This window comes from Neorhizobium petrolearium, from assembly GCF_017873175.1.
GTDB lineage: Bacteria > Pseudomonadota > Alphaproteobacteria > Rhizobiales > Rhizobiaceae > Neorhizobium > Neorhizobium petrolearium.
Window position 1 is genome coordinate 184473 of record NZ_JAGGJW010000001.1, and the last position, 19847, is coordinate 204319.

At 61.4% G+C, this 19847-nt stretch carries 17 protein-coding genes; 6 read left to right on the plus strand and 11 right to left on the minus strand.

Annotated features, from left to right (window positions below; genetic code table 11):
• The first annotated feature begins 88 nt into the window (after positions 1-88).
• From J2046_RS00975 to J2046_RS00985, 3 genes are all read left to right on the plus strand, one after another.
• A complete protein-coding gene (locus J2046_RS00975; protein ID WP_210048063.1) occupies positions 89-1267 on the plus strand; it encodes a GGDEF domain-containing protein in 1179 nt (392 codons plus the stop codon).
• 96 nt (positions 1268-1363) lie between these two features.
• Positions 1364-2059, plus strand: a complete 696-nt coding sequence (locus tag J2046_RS00980) for an orotate phosphoribosyltransferase (protein ID WP_210048065.1) — start codon at positions 1364-1366, stop codon at positions 2057-2059.
• Between the two features lie 72 nt (positions 2060-2131).
• A complete protein-coding gene (locus tag J2046_RS00985; protein ID WP_210048067.1) occupies positions 2132-3058 on the plus strand; it encodes a carbohydrate kinase family protein in 927 nt (308 codons plus the stop codon).
• Between the two features lie 64 nt (positions 3059-3122).
• On the opposite strand, the gene pgi is transcribed toward J2046_RS00985, so the two are convergent.
• From pgi to J2046_RS01000, 3 genes are all read right to left on the minus strand, one after another.
• On the minus strand, positions 3123-4748 hold the full coding sequence (gene pgi, locus J2046_RS00990; protein WP_210048069.1) for a glucose-6-phosphate isomerase: 1626 nt from the start codon (positions 4746-4748) through the stop codon (positions 3123-3125).
• 87 nt (positions 4749-4835) lie between these two features.
• Positions 4836-6080: an alpha/beta hydrolase gene (locus J2046_RS00995; RefSeq protein WP_210048071.1), complete on the minus strand. Its 1245-nt coding sequence runs from the start codon at positions 6078-6080 to the stop codon at positions 4836-4838.
• A 142-nt stretch (positions 6081-6222) separates the two neighbouring features.
• Positions 6223-7920, minus strand: a complete 1698-nt coding sequence (locus J2046_RS01000) for a long-chain fatty acid--CoA ligase (protein ID WP_210048079.1) — start codon at positions 7918-7920, stop codon at positions 6223-6225.
• A 264-nt stretch (positions 7921-8184) separates the two neighbouring features.
• Between J2046_RS01000 and J2046_RS01005 the strand changes: the two genes are divergently transcribed.
• Positions 8185-8574 carry a PRC-barrel domain-containing protein gene (locus J2046_RS01005; RefSeq protein WP_210048088.1) on the plus strand — a complete coding sequence of 130 codons (390 nt, stop codon included), beginning with the start codon at positions 8185-8187 and terminating at the stop codon, positions 8572-8574.
• 99 nt (positions 8575-8673) lie between these two features.
• The gene (locus J2046_RS01010) at positions 8674-9780 is read left to right on the plus strand and encodes a hypothetical protein (RefSeq protein WP_210048090.1); all 1107 of its coding nucleotides are present in this window, start codon (positions 8674-8676) and stop codon (positions 9778-9780) included.
• Between the two features lie 6 nt (positions 9781-9786).
• On the opposite strand, the gene nadE is transcribed toward J2046_RS01010, so the two are convergent.
• The 5 genes from nadE to J2046_RS01035 form a co-directional block, all read right to left on the minus strand.
• The gene (nadE, locus tag J2046_RS01015) at positions 9787-10785 is read right to left on the minus strand and encodes an NAD(+) synthase (RefSeq protein ID WP_210048092.1); all 999 of its coding nucleotides are present in this window, start codon (positions 10783-10785) and stop codon (positions 9787-9789) included.
• Positions 10782-12335 (minus strand): class I adenylate-forming enzyme family protein, encoded by a 1554-nt coding sequence (locus J2046_RS01020; RefSeq protein ID WP_210048094.1) that lies wholly within the window; start codon positions 12333-12335, stop codon positions 10782-10784. The genes nadE and J2046_RS01020 overlap by 4 nt, the downstream gene beginning before the upstream one ends.
• Positions 12336-12354: 19 nt before the next feature.
• A complete protein-coding gene (locus J2046_RS01025; RefSeq protein ID WP_210048096.1) occupies positions 12355-12612 on the minus strand; it encodes an acyl carrier protein in 258 nt (85 codons plus the stop codon).
• A 134-nt stretch (positions 12613-12746) separates the two neighbouring features.
• On the minus strand, positions 12747-13592 hold the full coding sequence (locus J2046_RS01030; protein ID WP_210048111.1) for a GNAT family N-acetyltransferase: 846 nt from the start codon (positions 13590-13592) through the stop codon (positions 12747-12749).
• A gap of 29 nt (positions 13593-13621) precedes the next feature.
• Complete coding sequence (locus J2046_RS01035; protein WP_210048113.1) at positions 13622-14572, minus strand: D-2-hydroxyacid dehydrogenase; 951 nt, start codon at positions 14570-14572, stop codon at positions 13622-13624.
• Positions 14573-14678: 106 nt separating this feature from the next.
• On the opposite strand from J2046_RS01035, the gene J2046_RS01040 reads away from it, so the two are divergent.
• The gene (locus tag J2046_RS01040) at positions 14679-15791 is read left to right on the plus strand and encodes an NAD(P)/FAD-dependent oxidoreductase (RefSeq protein WP_210048116.1); all 1113 of its coding nucleotides are present in this window, start codon (positions 14679-14681) and stop codon (positions 15789-15791) included.
• An 18-nt stretch (positions 15792-15809) separates the two neighbouring features.
• Here J2046_RS01040 and J2046_RS01045 read toward each other — a convergent pair whose 3' ends face one another.
• The 3 genes from J2046_RS01045 to J2046_RS01055 all read right to left on the minus strand — a co-directional run bounded on the left by J2046_RS01045 (position 15810) and on the right by J2046_RS01055 (position 19564).
• The gene (locus J2046_RS01045) at positions 15810-16736 is read right to left on the minus strand and encodes a dihydrodipicolinate synthase family protein (RefSeq protein ID WP_210048118.1); all 927 of its coding nucleotides are present in this window, start codon (positions 16734-16736) and stop codon (positions 15810-15812) included.
• Complete coding sequence (locus tag J2046_RS01050; RefSeq protein WP_210048120.1) at positions 16733-17440, minus strand: ribonuclease activity regulator RraA; 708 nt, start codon at positions 17438-17440, stop codon at positions 16733-16735. The genes J2046_RS01045 and J2046_RS01050 overlap by 4 nt, the downstream gene beginning before the upstream one ends.
• Before the next feature lie 372 nt (positions 17441-17812).
• Complete coding sequence (locus J2046_RS01055) at positions 17813-19564, minus strand: acyltransferase family protein (RefSeq protein WP_210048122.1); 1752 nt, start codon at positions 19562-19564, stop codon at positions 17813-17815.
• Positions 19565-19847 lie beyond the last annotated feature (283 nt).

Consider the following 19847-nt stretch of genomic DNA (forward strand, 5'->3'; position numbering starts at 1 on the left):
GCGCAATGCGGTAACCTTTTGGATAGAATCCGGAATTAGCGTAGGCGCCAAGATTTCCCGCTGGGGTGCCCCGAAGAGAAAGCTTGGCATGATGCTTGACTACCATTCTCTTCTGCTGGCGCTGGGTGTCTCGGCGGCGTGCCTTATGGTAACGCTGTTCGGAACATGGTTTTCCCGTCGTACGGATTCCTTTCTGCTCACGCTGGTCGTTGCGCTCTGCCTGATCGTATCGGGGATATTTTCCTATAGTTCCTACACTATGGAAACAGGCCTGCTGCGGGTATCGGTCGCCTACATGTTCCTCATGGCAGGCTTCAGCACCACCTATGCCGCATCCATGCAGTTCCGGACCGGCAACCAGCCTTGGAGGCTTGCCGTAACGCTCTCTGTCGTAAGCGCCATACTGGGGCTGCCGCTCTTTGCTGTTGGGTTTGACGGCCTCGGGCTGATTGCGATGAATATTGGCGCGGCGATGCTGCTGACAGGCACCGCCTGGCAATACTGGCTGGCGCGTCGGGAAGCTCCCGGACCGCTGTGCGGAATGGCGATTCTATATACTCTGAGCGGCTTGTCCTTCGCCCTGTGTGCCGCCGTATTGATCGACGGGGCCCAATGGGTGCTCGGACGCGCACCCGACAACTGGGCGGAGAATCTCAATATCGGCGTCTGTATTGCCGGTATGACCGGCATCGGTTCGCTATCGCTTGCTCTTCACCAGTGGCGCATGGCCGCCCATCACCGTCGGGAGGCAATGACAGACGCACTGACCGGGCTTCTCAACCGTCGGGCGCTTTTCGAGCAGTACGGCAGCCGCATCCTGAATTCGTCGACCGCGGTGATAGTTTTTGACATCGACCGCTTCAAGTCGATCAACGACCAGCATGGCCACGCAGCGGGCGACATGATGCTGAAGATTTTTGCAGAGGAACTGGCAAACGGTACGCCGGCGCCGAATGCCGTTGCCCGCCTTGGCGGGGAGGAATTCGCGATGATCCTTCACAACGTCCTGCCTGGTCGGGCCGAGCGGATTGCCAACGAGATTTCCCGTCGCTTTGCTGCCCGCGAAATCCCGATGGGCGAAACGGTGCTCCGCTGCACCGTCAGCGCGGGTGTTGCCGTAGGGGCGACCGGCGGCCATCCCTTCGAAACCGTGCTCGGTCTGGCAGATAATGCGCTCTATGAGGCCAAGCGCGCAGGTCGCAACCGTGTCGAGGTTGCCGGTTACCTGCGATCGGTGGACGTGGGCGACACGCGCAGCAGCGCCTGATCGCACGTTATTTCTGACATCATTTCTCGGCATTGTCTGGCGCGTGCCGCCGCATGCTGCTATTGCGGCGCGTGGTGATCAAACAGGAGCGGGCGCATGATCCAGACCACATTTCCAGACCGTGGCGTAATGGCCGAACTGATGGCGAAGATGCTCTGGGAGATCGGGGCGGTTCATTTCAGCGCCGACAAGCCTTACAAGTTCTCATCCGGCATGATGAGCCCCGTCTATATCGACTGCCGCAAGCTGATCTCCTATCCCCGTATCCGCTCGGCCATCATGGATTTTGCCGCCACCACCGTCATGCGCGACGCAGGCTTCGAGAAGTTCGATTGCGTCGCCGGCGGTGAGACGGCCGGCATTCCCTTCGCGGCTTTCCTCTCCGAACGCCTCGGCCTGCCGATGATTTATGTCCGCAAGAAACCCAAGGGTCACGGCCGTAACGCGCAGATCGAGGGACACATGCCGGAAGGCGCACGCGTGCTTGTCATCGAGGACCTGACGACCGCAGGCGGCAGCATGTTCACGTTCATTGATGCCATCCGCGCCGCCGGCGGCGTGGTGGATCACGGCATCGCGCTTTTCTTCTATGATATCTTTCCGGAAGCCGGACAGCGTTTTGCAAACGGCAAAGTCCAGCTCCATCACATCGCCACGTGGCGGAATGTCCTGGCGGTCGCGCGCGAAGGCAAGCTGTTTGACGACAAGACGCTGTCTGAAGTCGAGGCTTTTCTGGACGCTCCGCTCGCCTGGTCGGGCCGCAATGGCGGCGTCAGCGAGCTGGCGCCTTGATTTTTTGCTCTGGTCTTTTGACAAAAGCTCGCTTAATCGATTGAAAGTTGCTGAGCGAGCGGGAGGACTCTTATGATTTTGTGCTGCGGCGAAGCCCTGATCGACATGCTGCCGCGCGAGACGACGCTTGGAGAGAGGGGTTTTGCGCCCTATGCGGGCGGCGCGGTCTTTAATACGGCGATTGCGCTCGGTCGACTCGGCCAGCCAACGGCCTTTTTTACCGGCATTTCCGACGACATGATGGGCGACATCCTGCGCGAGACGCTGGCAAACAGCGGCGTCGACTACAGTCTCGCTGCAGTCTCCTCCCGCCCGACGACGATCGCTTTCGTGAAGCTCGTCAACGGCCAGGCGAGCTATGCCTTCTATGACGAGGGCACGGCCGGCCGGATGATCACCGAGGTCGACCTGCCGGTGCTGGGCGACGATTGCGAAGCGATGCATTTCGGCGCGATCAGCCTCATTCCGGAGCCTTGCGGCAGCACCTATGAAGCGCTGATGGCCCGCGAATACAGGACGCGCGTGATTTCCTTCGATCCGAACATCCGTCCGGGTTTCATCAAGGACAAGCAGAAGCATATGGATCGTGTCCGCCGCATGGCCGGCATGTCGGACATTGTGAAGTTTTCGGACGAGGATCTCGACTGGTTCGGCATGGAGGGCGATCACGATGCGCTCGCCGCCTACTGGCTGAACGAGGGGGCAAGGCTCGTCTTGCTGACCCGCGGCGCGGAGGGCGCGACCGGCTATACGAAGAGCTTCAAGGTTTCGGTGCCGAGCGAGCGCGTGGCGGTGGTTGATACGGTCGGTGCAGGCGACACATTCGATGCCGGCATTCTGGCTTCGTTCAAAATGCAGGACCTTCTGAACAAGGAAAGGGTCGCGGCACTGACCGAGGATCAGGTTCGCAAGGCGCTGGCGCTGGGCGCGAAGGCTGCCGCCGTCACCGTCTCGCGCGCCGGCGCCAATCCGCCTTTCGCCCACGAGATCGGTTTGTAAGTTCAACGCAATGAACGGAGCCCTCCCGGCGCTCTGGCGGGGAGGGTTTATCGTGTCGCCGGCGTTATGCCTTTAGGCCCGCCAGCGCCGTCACAAGTCCCTGCGTCGAGCTGTCGTGCCCTGCGGCGCTCTCCTTGCCCTGCACGACGGGGAGCAGGCCGGTCGCCAGTTCCTTGCCGAGCTCGACGCCCCACTGGTCGAAGGAATTGATGCGGAAGAGTACGCCTTCGACGAAGACGCGGTGCTCGTAGAGCGCGATCAGCCGGCCGAGCGCGAAGGGTGTCAGCTTGTCGTAGACGAAGGTGATCGATGGCCGGTTGCCGGTAAAGACGCGGTGCGGCGCGATGAAATCCGCCTTCGCTTCGTCCATGCCCTTGGAGGTGAGCTGTTCCTTTGCCTCATCTAGGGTACGGCCCTTCATTAGGGCTTCCGATTGCGCCAGGCAATTGGCGATCAGGAGCTCGTGCTGATGGCGCAGGTGCGGCTCGAAACCATTGGCCGCGATCATGAACTCCGCCGGAATGATGCTCGTGCCCTGATGGATGAGCTGATAGAAGGCGTGCTGGCCGTTGGTGCCGGGTTCGCCCCAGACGACCGGGCCTGAATTGCCCTCGACCGGCGTGCCGTCGATCGTCACGCCTTTGCCGTTCGATTCCATGTCGAGCTGCTGGAGATAGGCCGGGAAGCGCAGGAGCCGCTGGTCATAGGGCAGGATGGCGCGCGACGGGTAACCCAGCACGTTGCGGTGATAGTAGCCGATCAGGCCTAGCAGCATCGGCAGGTTCTGGCGCGCCGGCGCGGTGCGGAAATGCCTGTCCATCGCATGGGCGCCATCGAGGAATTTTCCGAAATTCTCCGGACCGATGGCGATCATCAGCGGCAGGCCGATCGCCGACCAGATGGAGTAACGCCCACCGACCCAGTCCCAGAAGCCGAAGATGCGGTCGCTTTCGATGCCGAAGGCGGCGACCTTGTCGAGCGCCGTGGAGACCGCCGCGAAATGATGCTTCACGGCCGCTTCCCCGAGCTTGTCGGCGATGAAGGTGCGGGCCGAGGCGGCATTCGTCATGGTCTCGATGGTCGTGAAGGTCTTCGACGCTATGATGAACAGCGTCGTCTCGGCATCGAGCAGTTTCAGCGTATCGGCGATATGGGCGCCATCCACATTGGAGACGAAATGCGCGCGCGGGCCGTCATGGTAGGGCGCAAGCGCCAGCGTCGCCATGACCGGTCCGAGGTCGGAGCCGCCGATGCCGATATTGACGACATCGGTGATCGTCTTGCCGGTGGCGCCCTTCAGGCCGCCGGAGCGGATGCCGTCGGCAAACGCACCCATCGCGGTAAGCACGGCGTTGACATCCGGCATGACGTCCTTGCCCTCGACGAGAACCGGCGTGTTGGAGCGGTTGCGGAGCGCGGTATGCAGCACCGCGCGGCCCTCGGTGAAGTTGATCGGAACGCCTGAGAACATTTCCTCGCGCTTCTTCGCGACGCCGCCAACTTCGGCGAGCCTTTCGAGAAGCAGCATGATTTCATCGTTCACCGCCGTCTTCGAATAGTCCATCAGCAGGTCGCCGAAGCTGGCACTGAACCTTTCAAAACGATCGGGATCGGCCGCGAAGGCGGCACGGATATTCGTGGCATTGGCTCTCGCGACGGCGGATTTCAGGTCTTGGATGATGGCCCGCATGGATATGTCCTCACGCTCGGAAAGGGATGCACGGGAACCTATTCGCTTTCCCCATCAAATCAAGCGCGGCTAAGGAGACGATGTGTTTTATTGCCCGACCGCCGTGGTGACTGTGTTGCCCACGGCATTGCCGAAGCGATCGACCTGTTCGTTGTAGGTGCGCCGTGTTGCCGGATCGAAGATCGCGATCGGGGCGCTGACCGCAACGCTTGCGGCGCTTCCGACTGTCTGGGCCGTGCCGACCGCAACGGCGCCGAGCCGCTCTCCGAGACCCACATTGGAATCGGTCACTGTCTGTCCGGCGATCAGCCGGTTGCCGATCAGTTTCACGACTTCCGGGCTTTCGGCGAATTTCCCGTGGTTCAGACGATCACCCGTCTTGAGCGCCGTGAGGTCGAGAACGACGATGCCGGCTTTTTCGAACTCGCTGCGATAGGGTTCGACGGTCGGGTCCACCTGGCCGAGCCGGTCGATATTGCCGGAAATACGGCGTGACAGGCTGAGCGCCCGGTCATCGCGGGAAACGAACAGGGTGAAATGCGGCCGCTTCTCGCCGATCTCGGCAAGCTGGCGGCTGAAGACATCGACGTCGAGATCCGGGGAGGCGAGGATGACGTTCTGAATCTTCGGCGCCACGCGGCCGTCGCGGATTGCCATCTGCCGGAGCGCTTCGACGGTCAGCCAGGAACCCATGGAATGAGCCATGATGGTGACTTCGCCGACGCTCGGCTCCTGGGACAACCGGCGCAACATCTCCTCGAGCGCCTCGCGGGAATAGTTCGTGCTTTCCTTGTCGTAGTTGTAGGCGAAAATGCTGCCGCGCGACGGCCATGTGAAAAGCACCGGCGCCACATCCGCCTTCGAGTCGTGAACGATCTGGGCGAAGCGATAGACTGCATCCTCGTAGCGATTGTTGAAGCCATGCACGAAGACCAGCACGCGCCGGCTTTTCGGCAGATGCTGCTTCAGCCAGCCCTGGGCGCTTTGCGGCGCCATCGGCGTGACGGAGATGGTTGCAAATTCCTTGGCCGGATTGGCGGGCAGTTTCTTCGGCCACTGGACCTGACCGATCTCGCGGGCGCTGTCTGGCGGGACGGAGACGGCGATCTCGGTGACCTGCAGATCCTTGCCGCGTTCACCGGAAAAAAGCATGCCCGGCGTTTCAGAAGGGCGTCGCGTGGTCGCGACCAGTACATCGACCTTCGATGTCTGGGCAGCCCGCGCTTCAGTTGGAACGAGCACGCCTTCGGGCCGTCCGGCGCAGCCGGAAAGAACGGCCAGGACTGTGATGACAACGATCAGGCGAAACGAAAACCCGGTGCGGCTCTGCAAGCGAACTCCAACATGCTCTTTATTCCAGCCCCTTATCGCAAAGCACTAATCAAGGAATGCCCGGCCGTCCACCACGAATGCCGGTATTCCGCCAATAGGGCTGGCGCTTGGGGAAGTCCTGTCGCGGCAATGCAACGATCGGTCAGCCGCGCAGCTCGCGCCGCAAAATCTTGCCGACGTTCGATTTCGGCAGCTCGGTGCGGAATTCGATGAAGCGCGGCCGCTTGTAATTGGTCAGGTTGGCGGCGCAATGGGCCCTGATGTCCACGTCCGTCAGGTTCGGGTCTTTCTTTACCACGAAGAGTTTCACCGCCTCGCCGGAATGCTCGTCCGGCACGCCGATCGCCGCGCATTCCAGCACGCCAGGATGCATGGTGACCACCTCTTCGACTTCGTTCGGATAGACGTTGAAGCCTGAGACCAGGATCATGTCCTTCTTGCGGTCGACGATCTTCGTGTATCCTTGGCGGTCCATATAGCCCATGTCGCCGGTGCGGAAGAAGCCGTCGGGTGTCATCGCCTTGGCGGTCTCGTCCGGACGGTTCCAGTAACCGGCCATGACCTGCGGCCCGCGGATGCAGATCTCACCCACATCGCCCAGCTCGACCTCGTCCCCGTCATCGTCCCGAATGGAAATTTCCGTCGAAGAGAGAGGCAGGCCGATCATGCCCGTGAATTCGGTCGTGTCGAGCCGGTTGGCAGTGGCGACCGGCGAAGTTTCGGAAAGTCCGTATCCCTCGGTGATCGGGCACCCGGTCATCTTCAGCCAGCGTTCCGCCACCGGCCGTTGAACCGCCATGCCGCCGCCGAAGACGAGAAGCAGCGAGGAGAAGTCGAGCTTCTGGAAATCCTTGTTGTTCATCAGCGCGTTGAACAGCGTATTGAGGCCCGGGAAAACGTGTATCTTGTATTTCTGCAGCTCCTTCACCAGCGCGGGAATGTCGCGCGGATTGGCGATCAGGACGTTATGGCTGCCGGTCGCAATGCCCATCAGCGAATTCACGGTCAGCGCAAAGATGTGGTAGAGCGGCAGCGCGCAGAGGAATTGCAGGTTTTCCGGCCGCGGTTTGGTCAGAAAGGCCGTTTCCAGCCAGATCCCCATCTGTTCCTTGTTGGCGAGCAGGTTCGAATGGGTGAGGATCGCGCCTTTGGAGACGCCTGTCGTGCCTCCGGTATATTGCAGGAAGGCGATATCCCGGCCATGCACTTCGACGGGGTTCATGGTCAGGCGTGTGCCTTCCGCGATGACCTGCTTGAAGCTTCTGGCCGATGGCAGCGACCATTTCGGTACGAGCTTCTTGGCTCGCCGCACGACCAGATTGACGATATGGCCCTTGAGGCCGAGCATATCGCCCATGGTAGCGACAACCACATGCGTGACGTCGGTGTGAGGCAGAGCCTGCTCGACCGTATGGGCGAAGTTTTCGAGAACGAAAATGGCTTTGGCGCCGGCGTCCTTGAGTTGGTGCTCCAGTTCACGCGGGGTATAGAGCGGGTTGACGTTGACCACGACCAGGCCGATGCGAAGGATGCCGTAGACGATCACCGGATTCTGCAGGATGTTCGGCAACATGACGGCGACGCGGTCGCCTTTTTCAAGCCCCTGCGCCTGCAGCCATGCGGCGATCTTGCGGCTTTCCGCTTCGAGCTGCCTGAATGTCAGCGATTTGCCCATGCTTGAAAACGCGAGCCGGTCCGCGTAGCGCGCGCAACTCTCTTCGAAAAGTTCTCCGAGCGAATGGTGGGCGAGGGGAGGGATCTCTTCCGGCACGGTCGGAGGGTAGGAGGCCAGCCAGATCTTGTCCGGGTTTGCGCCCATTCGTGCGGACAGTTCGTTCATGAAAGCCTCCTCCGTTGTGTTCCTGCTGCCCGCGCCTTTCCATCGACACGTAACGGCAAGGTCCTCCACCTCGCCGCGAGAAACAGATTATGCCACGCCACCATGACCTTGAGCCATAGGGAGTTTACAAGAGCTATATAACTTTAACGTAAACGTCAATTGATGCGTGATGCGGGCTCGCCGACACCCGCAGATTCGGGGAACAAAGCGCCAGGGCGGGAGTTTCCCAGACGTAACCATAACGAGGAAACAAGGAGGTACGTCATGTTGCATCACGAACCGCGAGCCGGACAGGACCCCTATGTCAAGGATACGCCGTCGCTGATTGCCAGCGACAAGGTGGAAGGCACGCATGTCTACGGCGCCGATGGCAAGCGTATTGGATCTATCGAGCGCGTGCTGCTTGAAAAGCGCGGCGGCCGAGTCGCTTATGCGGTGCTGAGTTTCGGTGGCTTCCTGGGGATCGGCGACGACTATTATCCGCTGCCCTGGGAAAAGCTGCGCTACGACGAAGAGCTCGATGGCTATCGCATCGACTTGACGAAGGACCAGATCGTCGGCGCCCCGCGGTATCGCGATCTGGACGACGAGACCTGGTATAACGACGGCCGGTCGATCTACGACTATTACGGCGTTCCGCCCTATTGGATGTAACCGGTAGAGTATTCGTTTTGGGAGGCTCGCGATCAGCGAGCCTCTTTTCGTTTATTTAATCCTCATCATGCAAGTTCTTTCCCCAACAAGGGGATGATCATGACGGGCAGGACGGAAGCGGGTACGGTCCGCGACTTCGAACGTGGCGACGTCGATGCCGTAGCACAGCTTTTTCAAAGAACGTTCCGTGACACCGAGACGCCATCGCCTTCGCTCGTCACCTATCTGAAACAGGCCTTTTTCGATCATCCCTGGACGGAGCCGGATATCCGTTCCAAGGTTTTCGTCGAGGGGGATGGCCGGATATCGGGTTTCGTCGGCGTTTTTCCCTCGCGCCTGGAATTCGATGGCCGTCTGCTGCGGGCGGCTTTTGCAAGTTCGCTGATGGTGGAAAATCCGAAGGAAAATCCGCTCGCCGGGGCGCGCCTCGTTCGCGCTTTTCTGTCGGGCCCGCAGGATATCTCTCTGACGGAGACGGCCAACCAGACGGCGATCGGTATGTGGCAGAAGGCCGGTCACCCACTCGATCCGGGATACAGCCTGAACTGGCTGCGCGTGTTGCGACCGGCCTCCATAGGCATTCAACTGCTGGAACGACGTTTCGGCCCGGCGCGGCTCTTGCGTCCGTTCGGCCGGCTTACAGACCGCATGATGTCGTTCGCCAAGAAGTCGCCCTTCCATCCTGCCTACAATGGCAAGCTCACCTTTCGCGATGTGACGCCGGACGTGTTCGGTGATGCGCTGTTGACGCTCAAGGATTTCTATCCCCTGAGGCCGCGCTGGGATGCTGACAGCCTCGGCTGGTTCATTCGTCAGGCGGAGCAGAAGCTGAATTTCGGCTATCCGGAATGGCGGGTCGGTTATGCCGCCGACAACAGGCCGCTTGCCGCCTACGCCTATTTCACGGAGCCGGGAGGCATCGGCTGGGTGCTTCAGGCGCTTGCCGCACCGGCCATGGCGGGCGATCTCGTCGACGATCTCTTCACCCACGCCTACCGGCTCGGCTGCGCAGGGCTGCGCGGTGCAGCACATCCCTGGCTGATTCCGGCGCTGATGACCCGCCGCACCTTCTTCTACAGCCGTTCTTTCTATGTCGCACATGCGCGGGACAAGGCGCTGCTGGAGCCGGTCAGGTCCGGCCAGGCGCTGATCAGCGGGCTGGCCGGCGAAGGCTGGACGCGCCTGATCGGCGACCGGTTCGACTGACTTTCGTCAGCCGATCATCGTCAACGGCTCGGCGTGCAGGTATTCCGCAACCTTGCGTTTGGAGGCGATATTGCGCCAAACGGCCTCGACCTGATCCGGGGTGATTCCCACGGCCTCCCCCACGTTTTCCCGCGAAATGCCGTTTTCGAGCCCGTAGAGGCAAAGGTCCATCCGGTCATAGGGCAGCGAGAAGTAATATTCGTCCTGACCCTGCGGCAGCGACCAGGTATCGGTTGTCGGCGGGCGGCGGCGGATGTCAGCGGGCACGCCGAGCGCTTCGGCGAGCTGGTAGACCTGGCTCTTGTAGAGATGCGCGATCGGCTTGAAGTCGGCCGCGCCATCGCCGTTCTTGACGAAAAAGCCCTGGTCGTATTCCAGCCGGTTCGGCGTGCCGGCAACCGCGAAATTCAGCCGGTCGGCGTGGTAATATTCGATCTGCTTGCGGGTGCGCTGCTTCATGTTGGCAGCGGCGATCATGCCGAGATAGACATCGAGCGGCATGCGGTGGCGGCTCTGTTCGCCGGCCGGATTGGCGACGACCAGCCAGGAAATGTTGTAGCCTCGGTTCGAGAGCGCATTTTCCAGCACAACCTTGCAGCCCCAGCCGTCGCCGAATTCCGGCACGATCTGGCGGATGAATCCGTCGCGGCGGGTATAGCAGCCCGCGGCGGCGAGCGCCGGGCCGATATCCTCCAGCACTGTTTCGATGCCGACGGCTTCGGCCAGTGCCTTGCCGAGGCGCAGGCTTTCCGGATCGGAATCGTGCTCCGGCATGAAGATGCCGGTAACCTTGGCAGGCCCGAGCGCACGGGCGCAGAGTGCCGCCGTCACGCTGGAATCGATGCCGCCGGAAAGCCCCAGCACGGCGCCGCGCTTGCGCAGGTCCTTGAGCACCGTTTCGCGGATCCAGCCGCAGATGCGTTCGATCTCCGCCTCCGCGTCGAGTTTCAGTGTTTCGGCCGAGAATTTCTCCACCGCCCGGGCACGCTTCAAACTCTGGATCATGCCACATTCTCCCGTATGATTTCGTTGGTCTCGCCGGCTCCGAGCCGGATCTTGCCGGTCGTCGTGCGCGGCAATGCATCGCGGAATTCGACGCTTTTCGGCACCATGTAATCCTCAAGCTGGCCAGCGCAGTGGCGGATGATCTCGCGTTCCGTCAGCCCCGCGCCATCCTCGATCACCACATAGGCGCGGATCGCCTGACCGAAGACCGGGTCGTCAATGCCGCCGACGATCGCTTCGCGTATGCCCGGCAGCGCATAGAGAACCCGCTCGACCTCCTGCGGGCTCACCTTTTCGCCACGCGTCTTGATGATATCGTCGCGCCGGCTGACAAAGTAGAGAAACCCGTCTGCATCGGTGCGGAACAGATCGCCGGTATGCAGCCGCCGGCCATCAGCCACCGGAGAAAGCGCGCGCAGCGATGTCAGGCTGTCGCCCCAATAGCCGGACATCACGTGCGGCCCTTCGACGACGAGCTCTCCGACCACGTCGGGGGGCGCCGGGAGCCCGTCCTCGTCGATGACGAAGGCCCTGGTGCCGGGAATGGCCTTGCCGACCGAAAGAGGCCGGCGGGCAATTTCATCCGGCGGCAGGTAGGTGGCGCGCAGGCATTCGGTCTGACCGTACATCAGGAAAAGCCGTGTTGCCGGGAAGAGATGCTGCAGCCGTTCGGTGAAAGCAGGCGGCATGGCGGCGGCCGCACTGGTTATATAGCGCAGTTGCGGCAGAAAGCCGGGCTCGAGATCCTTCATGCCGGCAATGAGCGCGGCCATCGGTGGCACCAAAGGGAAGCCGGTCGCCTTGACCTCCGCCAGCCGCTCCAGGATCTTGCGCGGAAACGCGAAGCTCTTCTCCAGAACCAGCGTGCCGCCGACCATCACCATCGTGACCATCTGCGTAATGCCGTAGCCGAAAGAGAGAGGCAGCACGCTCAGCACGATGTCGTCCGCCGTATTGTCGAGATAGGAGGCGATTGCGTCGCAGGCGGCCTGGACATTGGTATGCGTGAGCATGACGCCCTTCGGTCGCCCGGTCGATCCCGAGGTATGGATCAAGAGCGCTAGCGCTTCCTTGTTTCGGAATTGCCGCGGCGGTGCCTTCGGCTCGCGCGCCACGGCCTCCTCGAACCGCAAGGCCTCGCCGGTATCTCTTCCCGCATCCGCCTGTACGATGATCACCACAGGCCGACTCTTCGCGCTAGCCACCGCGGCATTGATAACCATCAGCTGGCGCGCTTGCGTGAGGATCGCAGCCGCCTCGGTGCTTTCCAGGATGATGGCGAGCTTGTCCGCCTTGATCGAAGGATGGAGCGGGCAGGGCACCGCACCGGCCTTCCAGGCGCCAAAGAAGCTGATGACGGCCTCGTGGCCGTTATCCAGCAGCATCAGTACCCGGTCTCCGGGCTTGATGCCGGCACGGGCGAGGCTCGCCGCCAACCGGTCGGATTGCGCATCGAGGTCCGCATAGGTCAGCCGGACATCGCCCGCGACGAGCGCGATCTTGTTGCCGAACCGTCGGGCGCTTTCGCGGAGCCGTGCCTCTAGGCGCATCGCATGACCTTTCCGGCGCTCACGCCGCCGCGGGAAGCTTGGAGGCGAGATATCGGGTCATGTTGTCGATGCTGTCGAGGTTTTCCGGCACGATTTCTTCGTCGGCGACCGTGATGCCGTAGGTCTGCTCCAGAAAGGCGATGAGTTCGAGCACGCCGGTCGAGTCGATCACGCCGGTCTCAAGCAGCGACTGGCTGTTCGTCACCTCGGCATCGGCGCGGAAAAGGAAATTTTCCGCAATAAATTCGCGCACCGCATTTTCGAATGCATTTGCCATCGCCCAACCCCTCTTTTTCCTGAAATCCCAGCGCAGATACGGCGCGGAAGTCAAGCGGCCATCTTCAGCATCACCCCTAAATGTTTCGCTAAAGCCGGAAATACTTTTGTATCTATGTGTCGTAATGGACGAATTTACTTGAGCTCCAGCGACATTTCCGACTGTGTCAGACTGCTTTTGCGCCAGGCGATGCGCCGCATGAACCGGTCGAGCGCGCCCTCCGGCACATTTTCGACGACGTAGAGCTTGCGCCCGGGATAGCGCGCCGCCAGTGCATCCGTCAGCGACCGGCCCAATCCCCGGCGGCGATGGTCCGGATCGACGGCAAGGCCGTAGAGCCGCACGTCGCGGCCGCTGTCATCCACCAATGCGGCCGCCTTTCCGTCGAGCGCAAAGCCTTTGAGCGGCGGCCCGGCCTGCCGGAAGCAGATCGGATCCGTCTGCCAGGTCGGGTCAGCATCCGAGAATTTTGACAGCATCTCGACGGCGGTCGCGAGATCGCATTCCGTCGCCGGCATCACGTCCGGGGCGGCGACCTCGTGGCTGCGGCTGAAGCCGACCAGCTTTCGGGTGATTTCGAAGCCGAGCGAAAGGTAGAGGTCGCGCGCCCGGACATTGGAATTGATCACCTCGAGGATAAGTTTCGCCTCGCCGCGCGCCCTGGCTGCCTCGATGGCTTCGCGCATGATGCTGCGTCCAAGCCCCCTGGCGCGGATCGTCGGGCCGATGCCGAGTGCGCTGATGCGCGACCGGTCGCCTCGTCTGGCAACGAGCAGGATGCCCGCGGGTTTTTCACCGTCGAAGAAGACCTGGCTGATGTCGGGATCGACGTCCTCCCGCTGGACGCGCAGCGCCAAGGCCTGCGACGTGACGTTGACCGGAACGACGTAACCCGCAAAGCCTTCGGTATAGGCCTGCGCCGCCACCTCCAGCGGGCAGGCCGAAAGCGGGCGGCGGATGGTGGGGGTGCTGAGGTCCATCGATTGCGCTCCTTGAGGCCGCGATGATGTTAAAGAACGTTGGTCGGCGCGCCCTTTTCGAAATTCTCGATATGGCTGATTACCTGCGCCCAGAGCGTCTGCATCGCCTCGTCGCTCGCCCAGGCGACATGCGGTGTCACGATGACGTTCGACCGCTCGAGGACGGCGAGCAGCGGATTGTCCGGCGCCGGCGGTTCCTTCGTCAGAACGTCGAAGCCGGCACCGGCGATCAGCCCCTCGTTGAGAGCGGTGACCAGGTCCGCCTCGTTCACCAGTCCGCCGCGTGCCGTGTTGATGATCAGCGGGCGCTTCTTCATCCTGCGGAATTCCTCGATCCCGATCAGGTTTCGCGTCGTCGGCGTCAGCGGCATATGGAAGGTGATGATGTCGGCAGTTTTCAGCACGTCATCGAAAGCTGTGTAACCCGGCTCGATCGTCTCGGTACCCTTGCGGGCCGCAAAGATGACTTTCATGCCGAAGGCCTCGGCAATCTTCGCCACTGACTTGCCGAGTGCCCCGCGGCCGAAAATGCCGAGTGTCGAACCGGCAAGGTCGCGGATCGGGTGGTTGAAGAAGCAGAACTGGTTGGCGCGCTGCCATTCGCCGGCGATCACGTCCTGCCGAAAACCGACGATCGAGTGACGCAGCGCGAAAATGAGCGCGAATGTATGCTCAGGCACCGTGTTGACCGCATAGCCGCGCACGTTAGACACGGTGATGCCGCGCTCCTTGGCGAAAGCGAGGTCGATCACGTCATAGCCGGTGGCGGCGACGGCGATCATCTTCAGCTTCGATGCAGCGGCTATTGCCTGCTCGCGAACCGGCGCTTTGTTGGTGATGACGATATCGGCGTCTGCAATACGCGCGGCGACGTCCTCCGGCGCTGTCTTGCCGTATTCCACCCACTCATGCGCAAAAGAGGGTCTTGTGATCGTCACCGAGGGGCCGATCGTGTCGCGGTCGAGAAACACCACCTTCATTGAGAAAAATCCTGCATGATAAATCCTCCCTCGCAGCCGAAGTCTGGCCGCAGCCGATTTCTCGTATATCATTCTGCCTGCTAATCGGAAGAGCGCGGAGAACGGAATGAACGAGGTGCCGGAGCTCGATTGTGTCGTCATCGGCGGCGGCGTGGTGGGGCTCGCGGTGGCGCGTGAGCTGGCGCTTGCCGGCCGCGAGGTCGTACTCCTGGAAGCGGAGCCGATGACCGGCAGCGTCACATCCGCCCGTAACAGCGAAGTCATCCACGCCGGTCTCTATTATCCAACCGGCAGCCTGAAGGCCGAACTCTGCGTCGCCGGCAGGTCCCGGCTCTACGACTATTGCCGTGAAAGAGATATCCCGCACAGGCGATGCGGCAAGCTGGTCGTCGCCTCCAACGAGGCGGAGGTCGGCTATCTCGAAAAGCTCCTGAAACAGGCCGAAGCCAACGGGGTCGAGGATTGTTACCTGATCGGCGGCGCCGAGCTTGCGGGCATGGAGCCGCGGATCAAAGGCTTCGCCGCACTCGTTTCGCCCTCGACCGGCATCATCGACAGCCACCGGCTGATGGAGGCTTACGTCATCGATATCGAGGCGCATGGCGGCGCGATCGTGCTGAACTCGCCCGTCCTGAGCGGAGAGCTGCTGGACGACGTCGTCCGGCTTTTGGTCGGCGGCCGCGATCCGGTGGAGATCGAGGCGAAGTTGGTGGTAAATGCCGCGGGCCTGAATGCCTGGGCGGTCTCGGAGGGCTTGACCGGCCTTGACCCAAAGACGATACCGGAACGCCACTATGCGAAGGGCTGCTATTTCTCGCTCGCCGGCCGTGCACCGGCGGAGCGGCTCATCTATCCAGTGCCGGAACCGGGCGGCCTCGGCGTCCACCTGACGCTCGATCTCTCTGGTCAGGCGCGTTTCGGACCGGATGTCGAATGGGTCGAGACGATCGATTACGATGTCGATCCGCGCCGGGCGGACAGGTTCTATGCAGCCATCCGCCGCTATTGGCCGGACCTGGCTGATGGAGCATTGCAGCCTGCCTATTCCGGCATGCGTCCCAAGGTGGTTGGGCCTAACGGGGGAGGTGGCGGCGACTTCGTCATTCAGGGACCTGAGGCGACCGGTCATACCGCTTACGTCGCGCTTTACGGTATCGAAAGCCCCGGCCTCACGGCCTCCATGGCGATTGCCGAAAGGGTGGCGCGCCTCGCTTTGTGAAGGGAGGCGCTACCGGATTCAGAGCGCCGCCCGCTTGTCATGCTTGGCGAGGCGGGCAAGCAGGTAGTCGACTTCCGCCTTCGCAGTCGCCGAAAGCATCTGCGCCGGCTTGCGCTGTACATCTGTGGCGATAACCCCGCGCCGTTTCAGCACGTGCTTCCTGATTGCAAGGCCGACGCCGACCTGTTGCTCGTAGCGGATAAGTGGCAGATGCGCATCGAAGAGATCATGCGCCTCGTCCCGCCTACCGGCCGCAAAAAGGCTGATCAGTTCGGTCAGCATGTCCGGGAAACCATAGCCGGTCATCGCGCCGTCGGCGCCGCGTTCCGGTTCGAAATCAAGAAACAGGCCGCCATTGCCGCACAGGATCGAGAAGGGACGCAGTTCGCCCGTCTTCTGCATGGCGCGCAGCTTTGAAATCTTCTCGAGTCCCGGCCAATCTTCATGCTTCAGCATCAGGCAGGACGGATGATTGGTCATGATCTTCGCAATGACGCCGGGCGACATGACGACGGTGAGCGTCAGCGGATAATCCTGCAGCACCCATGGCACATCCTCGCCGACCGCCTCGACGGCGCCGCCGAAATAGTTGACGATCTGGTCATCGGTCCTCAGCGAAGGAGGCGGGGCGATCATGACCCCGGCCGCACCCATCTCCATCGCGTCGCGTGCCAGCGACCGCATGCCGGCAAAGCCGGGCGCCGAAACGCCGACGATCACCGGCACCTTGGCGCGCGCGAGAACGCGTTTGACGATCGCGCGGCTCTCTTCAGGCTCCATTTTCGGTGCCTCGCCCATGATGCCGAGGATAGTGATGCCTGTGCAGCCGCTTTCCTCGTAGAAATCCGTCAGCCGGTCGATCGAGACAAAGTCGATCGAGCCGTCTTCAAGAAAGGGCGTGGTGGCGATGGCATAGACGCCGTTGGAATCGGCTCCGAATGTCATTTCTGGCTGTCCTTCCAGGCCTGGTAGCGGGCTTTCGTTTCTGCGTTCATCGGATAGAGGCCGGGCAGCGGCACGCCGCGGTCGACCTCGGTCATGATCCAGGCTTCCATCCGTTCCTGCTCGGGAGCTTCCGCAAGAACCGCCTCGAGGAGTTTCGCGGGGATCAGCACGGCACCGTCTTCGTCCACCACGACGATGTCATCGGGGAAGACGGCGACGCCGCCGCAGGCGATTGGCTCCTGCCAGCCGACAAAAGTAAGCCCGGCAACGGACGGCGGGGCTGCGACCCCGTTGCACCAGACCTTCATGCCGCTGCCGAGCACGCCTTCGGCGTCGCGCATGACGCCGTCAGTAACGAGAGCCGCTACATTGCGCTTGGCCATGCGGGCGCAAAGAATGTCACCGAAAATGCCGGCATCGGTGACGCCCATGGCATCCGCGACCGCCACGCAGCCTTCCGGCATCGCCTCGATCGCAGCGCGGGTCGAGATCGGCGAAGACCAGCTTTCCGGCGTCGCCAGGTCCTCGCGGGCAGGCACGAAGCGCAGCGTGAAGGCCCTGCCGACGACACGGCCCTGGCCGGGCCTGATCGGCTTGGTGCCGCGCATCCAGACGTTTCGCAGGCCCTTCTTCAAAAGCACCGTGGTCAGCGTGGCGGTGGAAACGCCTTTGAGCGTCTCGATGATCTCCAGGTCCAGCGGCATGAATTCTCCTTGGGAAATGTCTTGAGCCGCCAGGACCGGCGGCGCGCGCGATATTCCTTCGCGTGATCCCGTTCGTCAAGGAAACTGATGGCCTTCCTTAATTGACACGACAGCGATCCGCCGCGCTTTAGGCGATCATAATGTCAACCTTCTGGAGGCCCGGCGCCCGCCTGATGCGTGATCCGCCGCACCGAGCCTCCGGCCGCTGCCCAAGCGGGGAGGACTCCGCCCGGCGCGACGGGCCTGACGTTTTTCGAGTCCTGCTCTTGGTTCCAGTGCCGTTAAGAATCGAGCTAAACGGACCTTTATTTTCCACAGCTCCTGTGCCGGGGCGGCACAGATCCACCGAGGATGGTCCGGCAAATCCCGTCTTCACGGGCTGATTGATCTGACCGCGGAGACAATCATCGGAGCCGCATAGATCGCGCCGAACTTCGTGAAGTGCATTCTGTCCTGCGAGATCATCTGGCCGCGATCATCGAAAACCGGCAGTCCGCCTCTATTGCCTTCGAGAGAGGCCAGAAGGTCGAAATAGTTTTCGGGAGGAAGCTGTTTTCTGAGAGTCTCGTTCTGTGCGCGGACGCTTTCGATCGGGGTGGTCAGGGCATAGGCTCTTTTTTCGACCGGCACCCCGATGAACGGGTTGAGGTTGTAGCCGAAATGCTTCGGGCCAATCACTAGGGCTCTCCTTTCGAGCTGCTTCGCGCGGGAGACCAGCCGCGAAGCGCAATCGTCAATGCCGGTGAGAACGATGTAGTCGGCCTGTTGGAAAAGGGCGTCGTGGACCGGGGACTGCATTTCGCCCTGCCGGCAATAGGCGGGAAGGTCTTCTCTGTAAACGAGATTTCGGCCGGCCAGGAAGCCGCCTTCGAACAGCGCGTTCGCCACATCACGTGCGAAGCTGTCGCCAACCACCAGAACATTTTCCTGTGCATTTGCGGGGAAGGTATCTGCGGTGTAAGTCCTGATCCGTTCATTGTAGGCTATGTAAAGATCGCCCTGCTTGGCGTTTGGGAATACCCTGTCCGGCCGTCCCTGGGTTGTGTGAAGATAGAGTCCGAAAGTCACCATAAGGGCCGCAGCAGCGGTACAGATCGCAGTGAAGGGCCTCACCTTTAACAAGGTCGGTTTCCTGAAAGGCAGCTCGATGAAGCGCCAGGAGAGCCAGGCGACCGGAAAAATCGACAGTGTTAAAGCCGCCATCAGGGCGGGTGAAGGCGGATCCAGGCTTCGGATGCGGGCGAATGCGAATATCGGCTGGTGCCACAGATAGGCGCTGTAGCTGATCAGCCCGATCATGACGAACACCTTGGTCGAGAGAAGCTGCCCTACCCGGTTTTGCCCGTTGGCGAAAAGAATGATCAGCGCAGTGCCAACGACGGGCGGCAAAAGGAAAACCGATGGCGTTGGAAGTTTCTCATCAAAAAACACGACGGACCCTAGCACCAACGCCAGTCCCACGAATGCCAGCAAGCCGTCGTGGCGTCTTGGTCGAAGGGGCGTTAAGGCGCAGATACTTCCCAGCAGCAGTTCCCACGCCCTTCCGAATGGAAGGTAGAAGTTTCCGGACGGAAATTGGACAGAGCCAACCTGTGCGAATGCGATGCTGGCGAGCGCGAGAATGCAGAAGAAACCCAGGATCACCTGTTTCGTCTGCTTCCTGAGCAGAAACATCAGAAGCGGAAACGCTATGTAGAATTGCTCCTCGACCCCGAGGCTCCAGGTGTGAAGGAGAGGTTTGAAGTAACTTTCCAGTTCCCAGTAACCGCTCGTCAGGGCGAGCAGGATATTATTGGAGAACAGCAGGGTGGCGACGACGCTTTGGCCAAAATTCTCCAGATAGTCGGGAAGCATCCACATCCACGCACAAACGGAGGATGCGGCGAGAACGACAAGCAGGGCCGGAAGAATTCGCCGCGCTCGCCGCTCGTAGAATTTCCAGAGCGAAAATTTCCCGTTCGTCAGGTCGTCATGGATGATCTTTGTGATCAGATATCCGGAGATGACGAAGAAGACGTCCACGCCAATGAACCCACCAGTCGTCAGGCGAAGACCGGCATGCGCCAGAATGACCGAAACCACGGCTATTGCGCGAAGACCATCTATCTCCGGTCTGTATTTCATATGGATGTTCCGACGTATGGATCGATCGTCTGCTGGTGAATGCCCGAAAGTGACCATTTTCACTGGATCTCGGCTATTCGCCTGATCGGACGCCTGACCTGACAAAAAGGCGTATTTTGCGAGTTTCGTGGGAAAATTCGCTCCCCGGCCTGGTGAGGCGTGCTTCAGCGGCCTTGTGGGGTAGCTCTGGCGAGAGGCTGCGGGAAATACGCCCGGTGGACCGGTTCACCCTTTGTGAAGGATCGGCGGCGATGGTGCCTGCATTCTCAGGCGATTCGCGTAA

Excerpts from the sequence above, each read along its gene's own strand:
- J2046_RS00975 (WP_210048063.1), top strand. The coding sequence starts at position 89 with ATGATGCTTGACTACCATTCTCTTCTGCTGGCGCTGGGTGTCTCGGCG.
- J2046_RS00980 (WP_210048065.1), top strand. The coding sequence starts at position 1,364 with ATGATCCAGACCACATTTCCAGACCGTGGCGTAATGGCCGAACTGATG.
- J2046_RS00985 (WP_210048067.1), top strand. The coding sequence starts at position 2,132 with ATGATTTTGTGCTGCGGCGAAGCCCTGATCGACATGCTGCCGCGCGAG.
- pgi (WP_210048069.1), bottom strand. The coding sequence starts at position 4,748 with ATGCGGGCCATCATCCAAGACCTGAAATCCGCCGTCGCGAGAGCCAAT.
- J2046_RS01000 (WP_210048079.1), bottom strand. The coding sequence starts at position 7,920 with ATGAACGAACTGTCCGCACGAATGGGCGCAAACCCGGACAAGATCTGG.
- J2046_RS01005 (WP_210048088.1), top strand. The coding sequence starts at position 8,185 with ATGTTGCATCACGAACCGCGAGCCGGACAGGACCCCTATGTCAAGGAT.
- J2046_RS01010 (WP_210048090.1), top strand. The coding sequence starts at position 8,674 with ATGACGGGCAGGACGGAAGCGGGTACGGTCCGCGACTTCGAACGTGGC.
- nadE (WP_210048092.1), bottom strand. The coding sequence starts at position 10,785 with ATGATCCAGAGTTTGAAGCGTGCCCGGGCGGTGGAGAAATTCTCGGCC.
- J2046_RS01020 (WP_210048094.1), bottom strand. The coding sequence starts at position 12,335 with ATGCGCCTAGAGGCACGGCTCCGCGAAAGCGCCCGACGGTTCGGCAAC.
- J2046_RS01025 (WP_210048096.1), bottom strand. The coding sequence starts at position 12,612 with ATGGCAAATGCATTCGAAAATGCGGTGCGCGAATTTATTGCGGAAAAT.
- J2046_RS01030 (WP_210048111.1), bottom strand. The coding sequence starts at position 13,592 with ATGGACCTCAGCACCCCCACCATCCGCCGCCCGCTTTCGGCCTGCCCG.
- J2046_RS01035 (WP_210048113.1), bottom strand. The coding sequence starts at position 14,572 with ATGAAGGTGGTGTTTCTCGACCGCGACACGATCGGCCCCTCGGTGACG.
- J2046_RS01040 (WP_210048116.1), top strand. The coding sequence starts at position 14,679 with ATGAACGAGGTGCCGGAGCTCGATTGTGTCGTCATCGGCGGCGGCGTG.
- J2046_RS01045 (WP_210048118.1), bottom strand. The coding sequence starts at position 16,736 with ATGACATTCGGAGCCGATTCCAACGGCGTCTATGCCATCGCCACCACG.
- J2046_RS01050 (WP_210048120.1), bottom strand. The coding sequence starts at position 17,440 with ATGCCGCTGGACCTGGAGATCATCGAGACGCTCAAAGGCGTTTCCACC.
- J2046_RS01055 (WP_210048122.1), bottom strand. The coding sequence starts at position 19,564 with ATGAAATACAGACCGGAGATAGATGGTCTTCGCGCAATAGCCGTGGTT.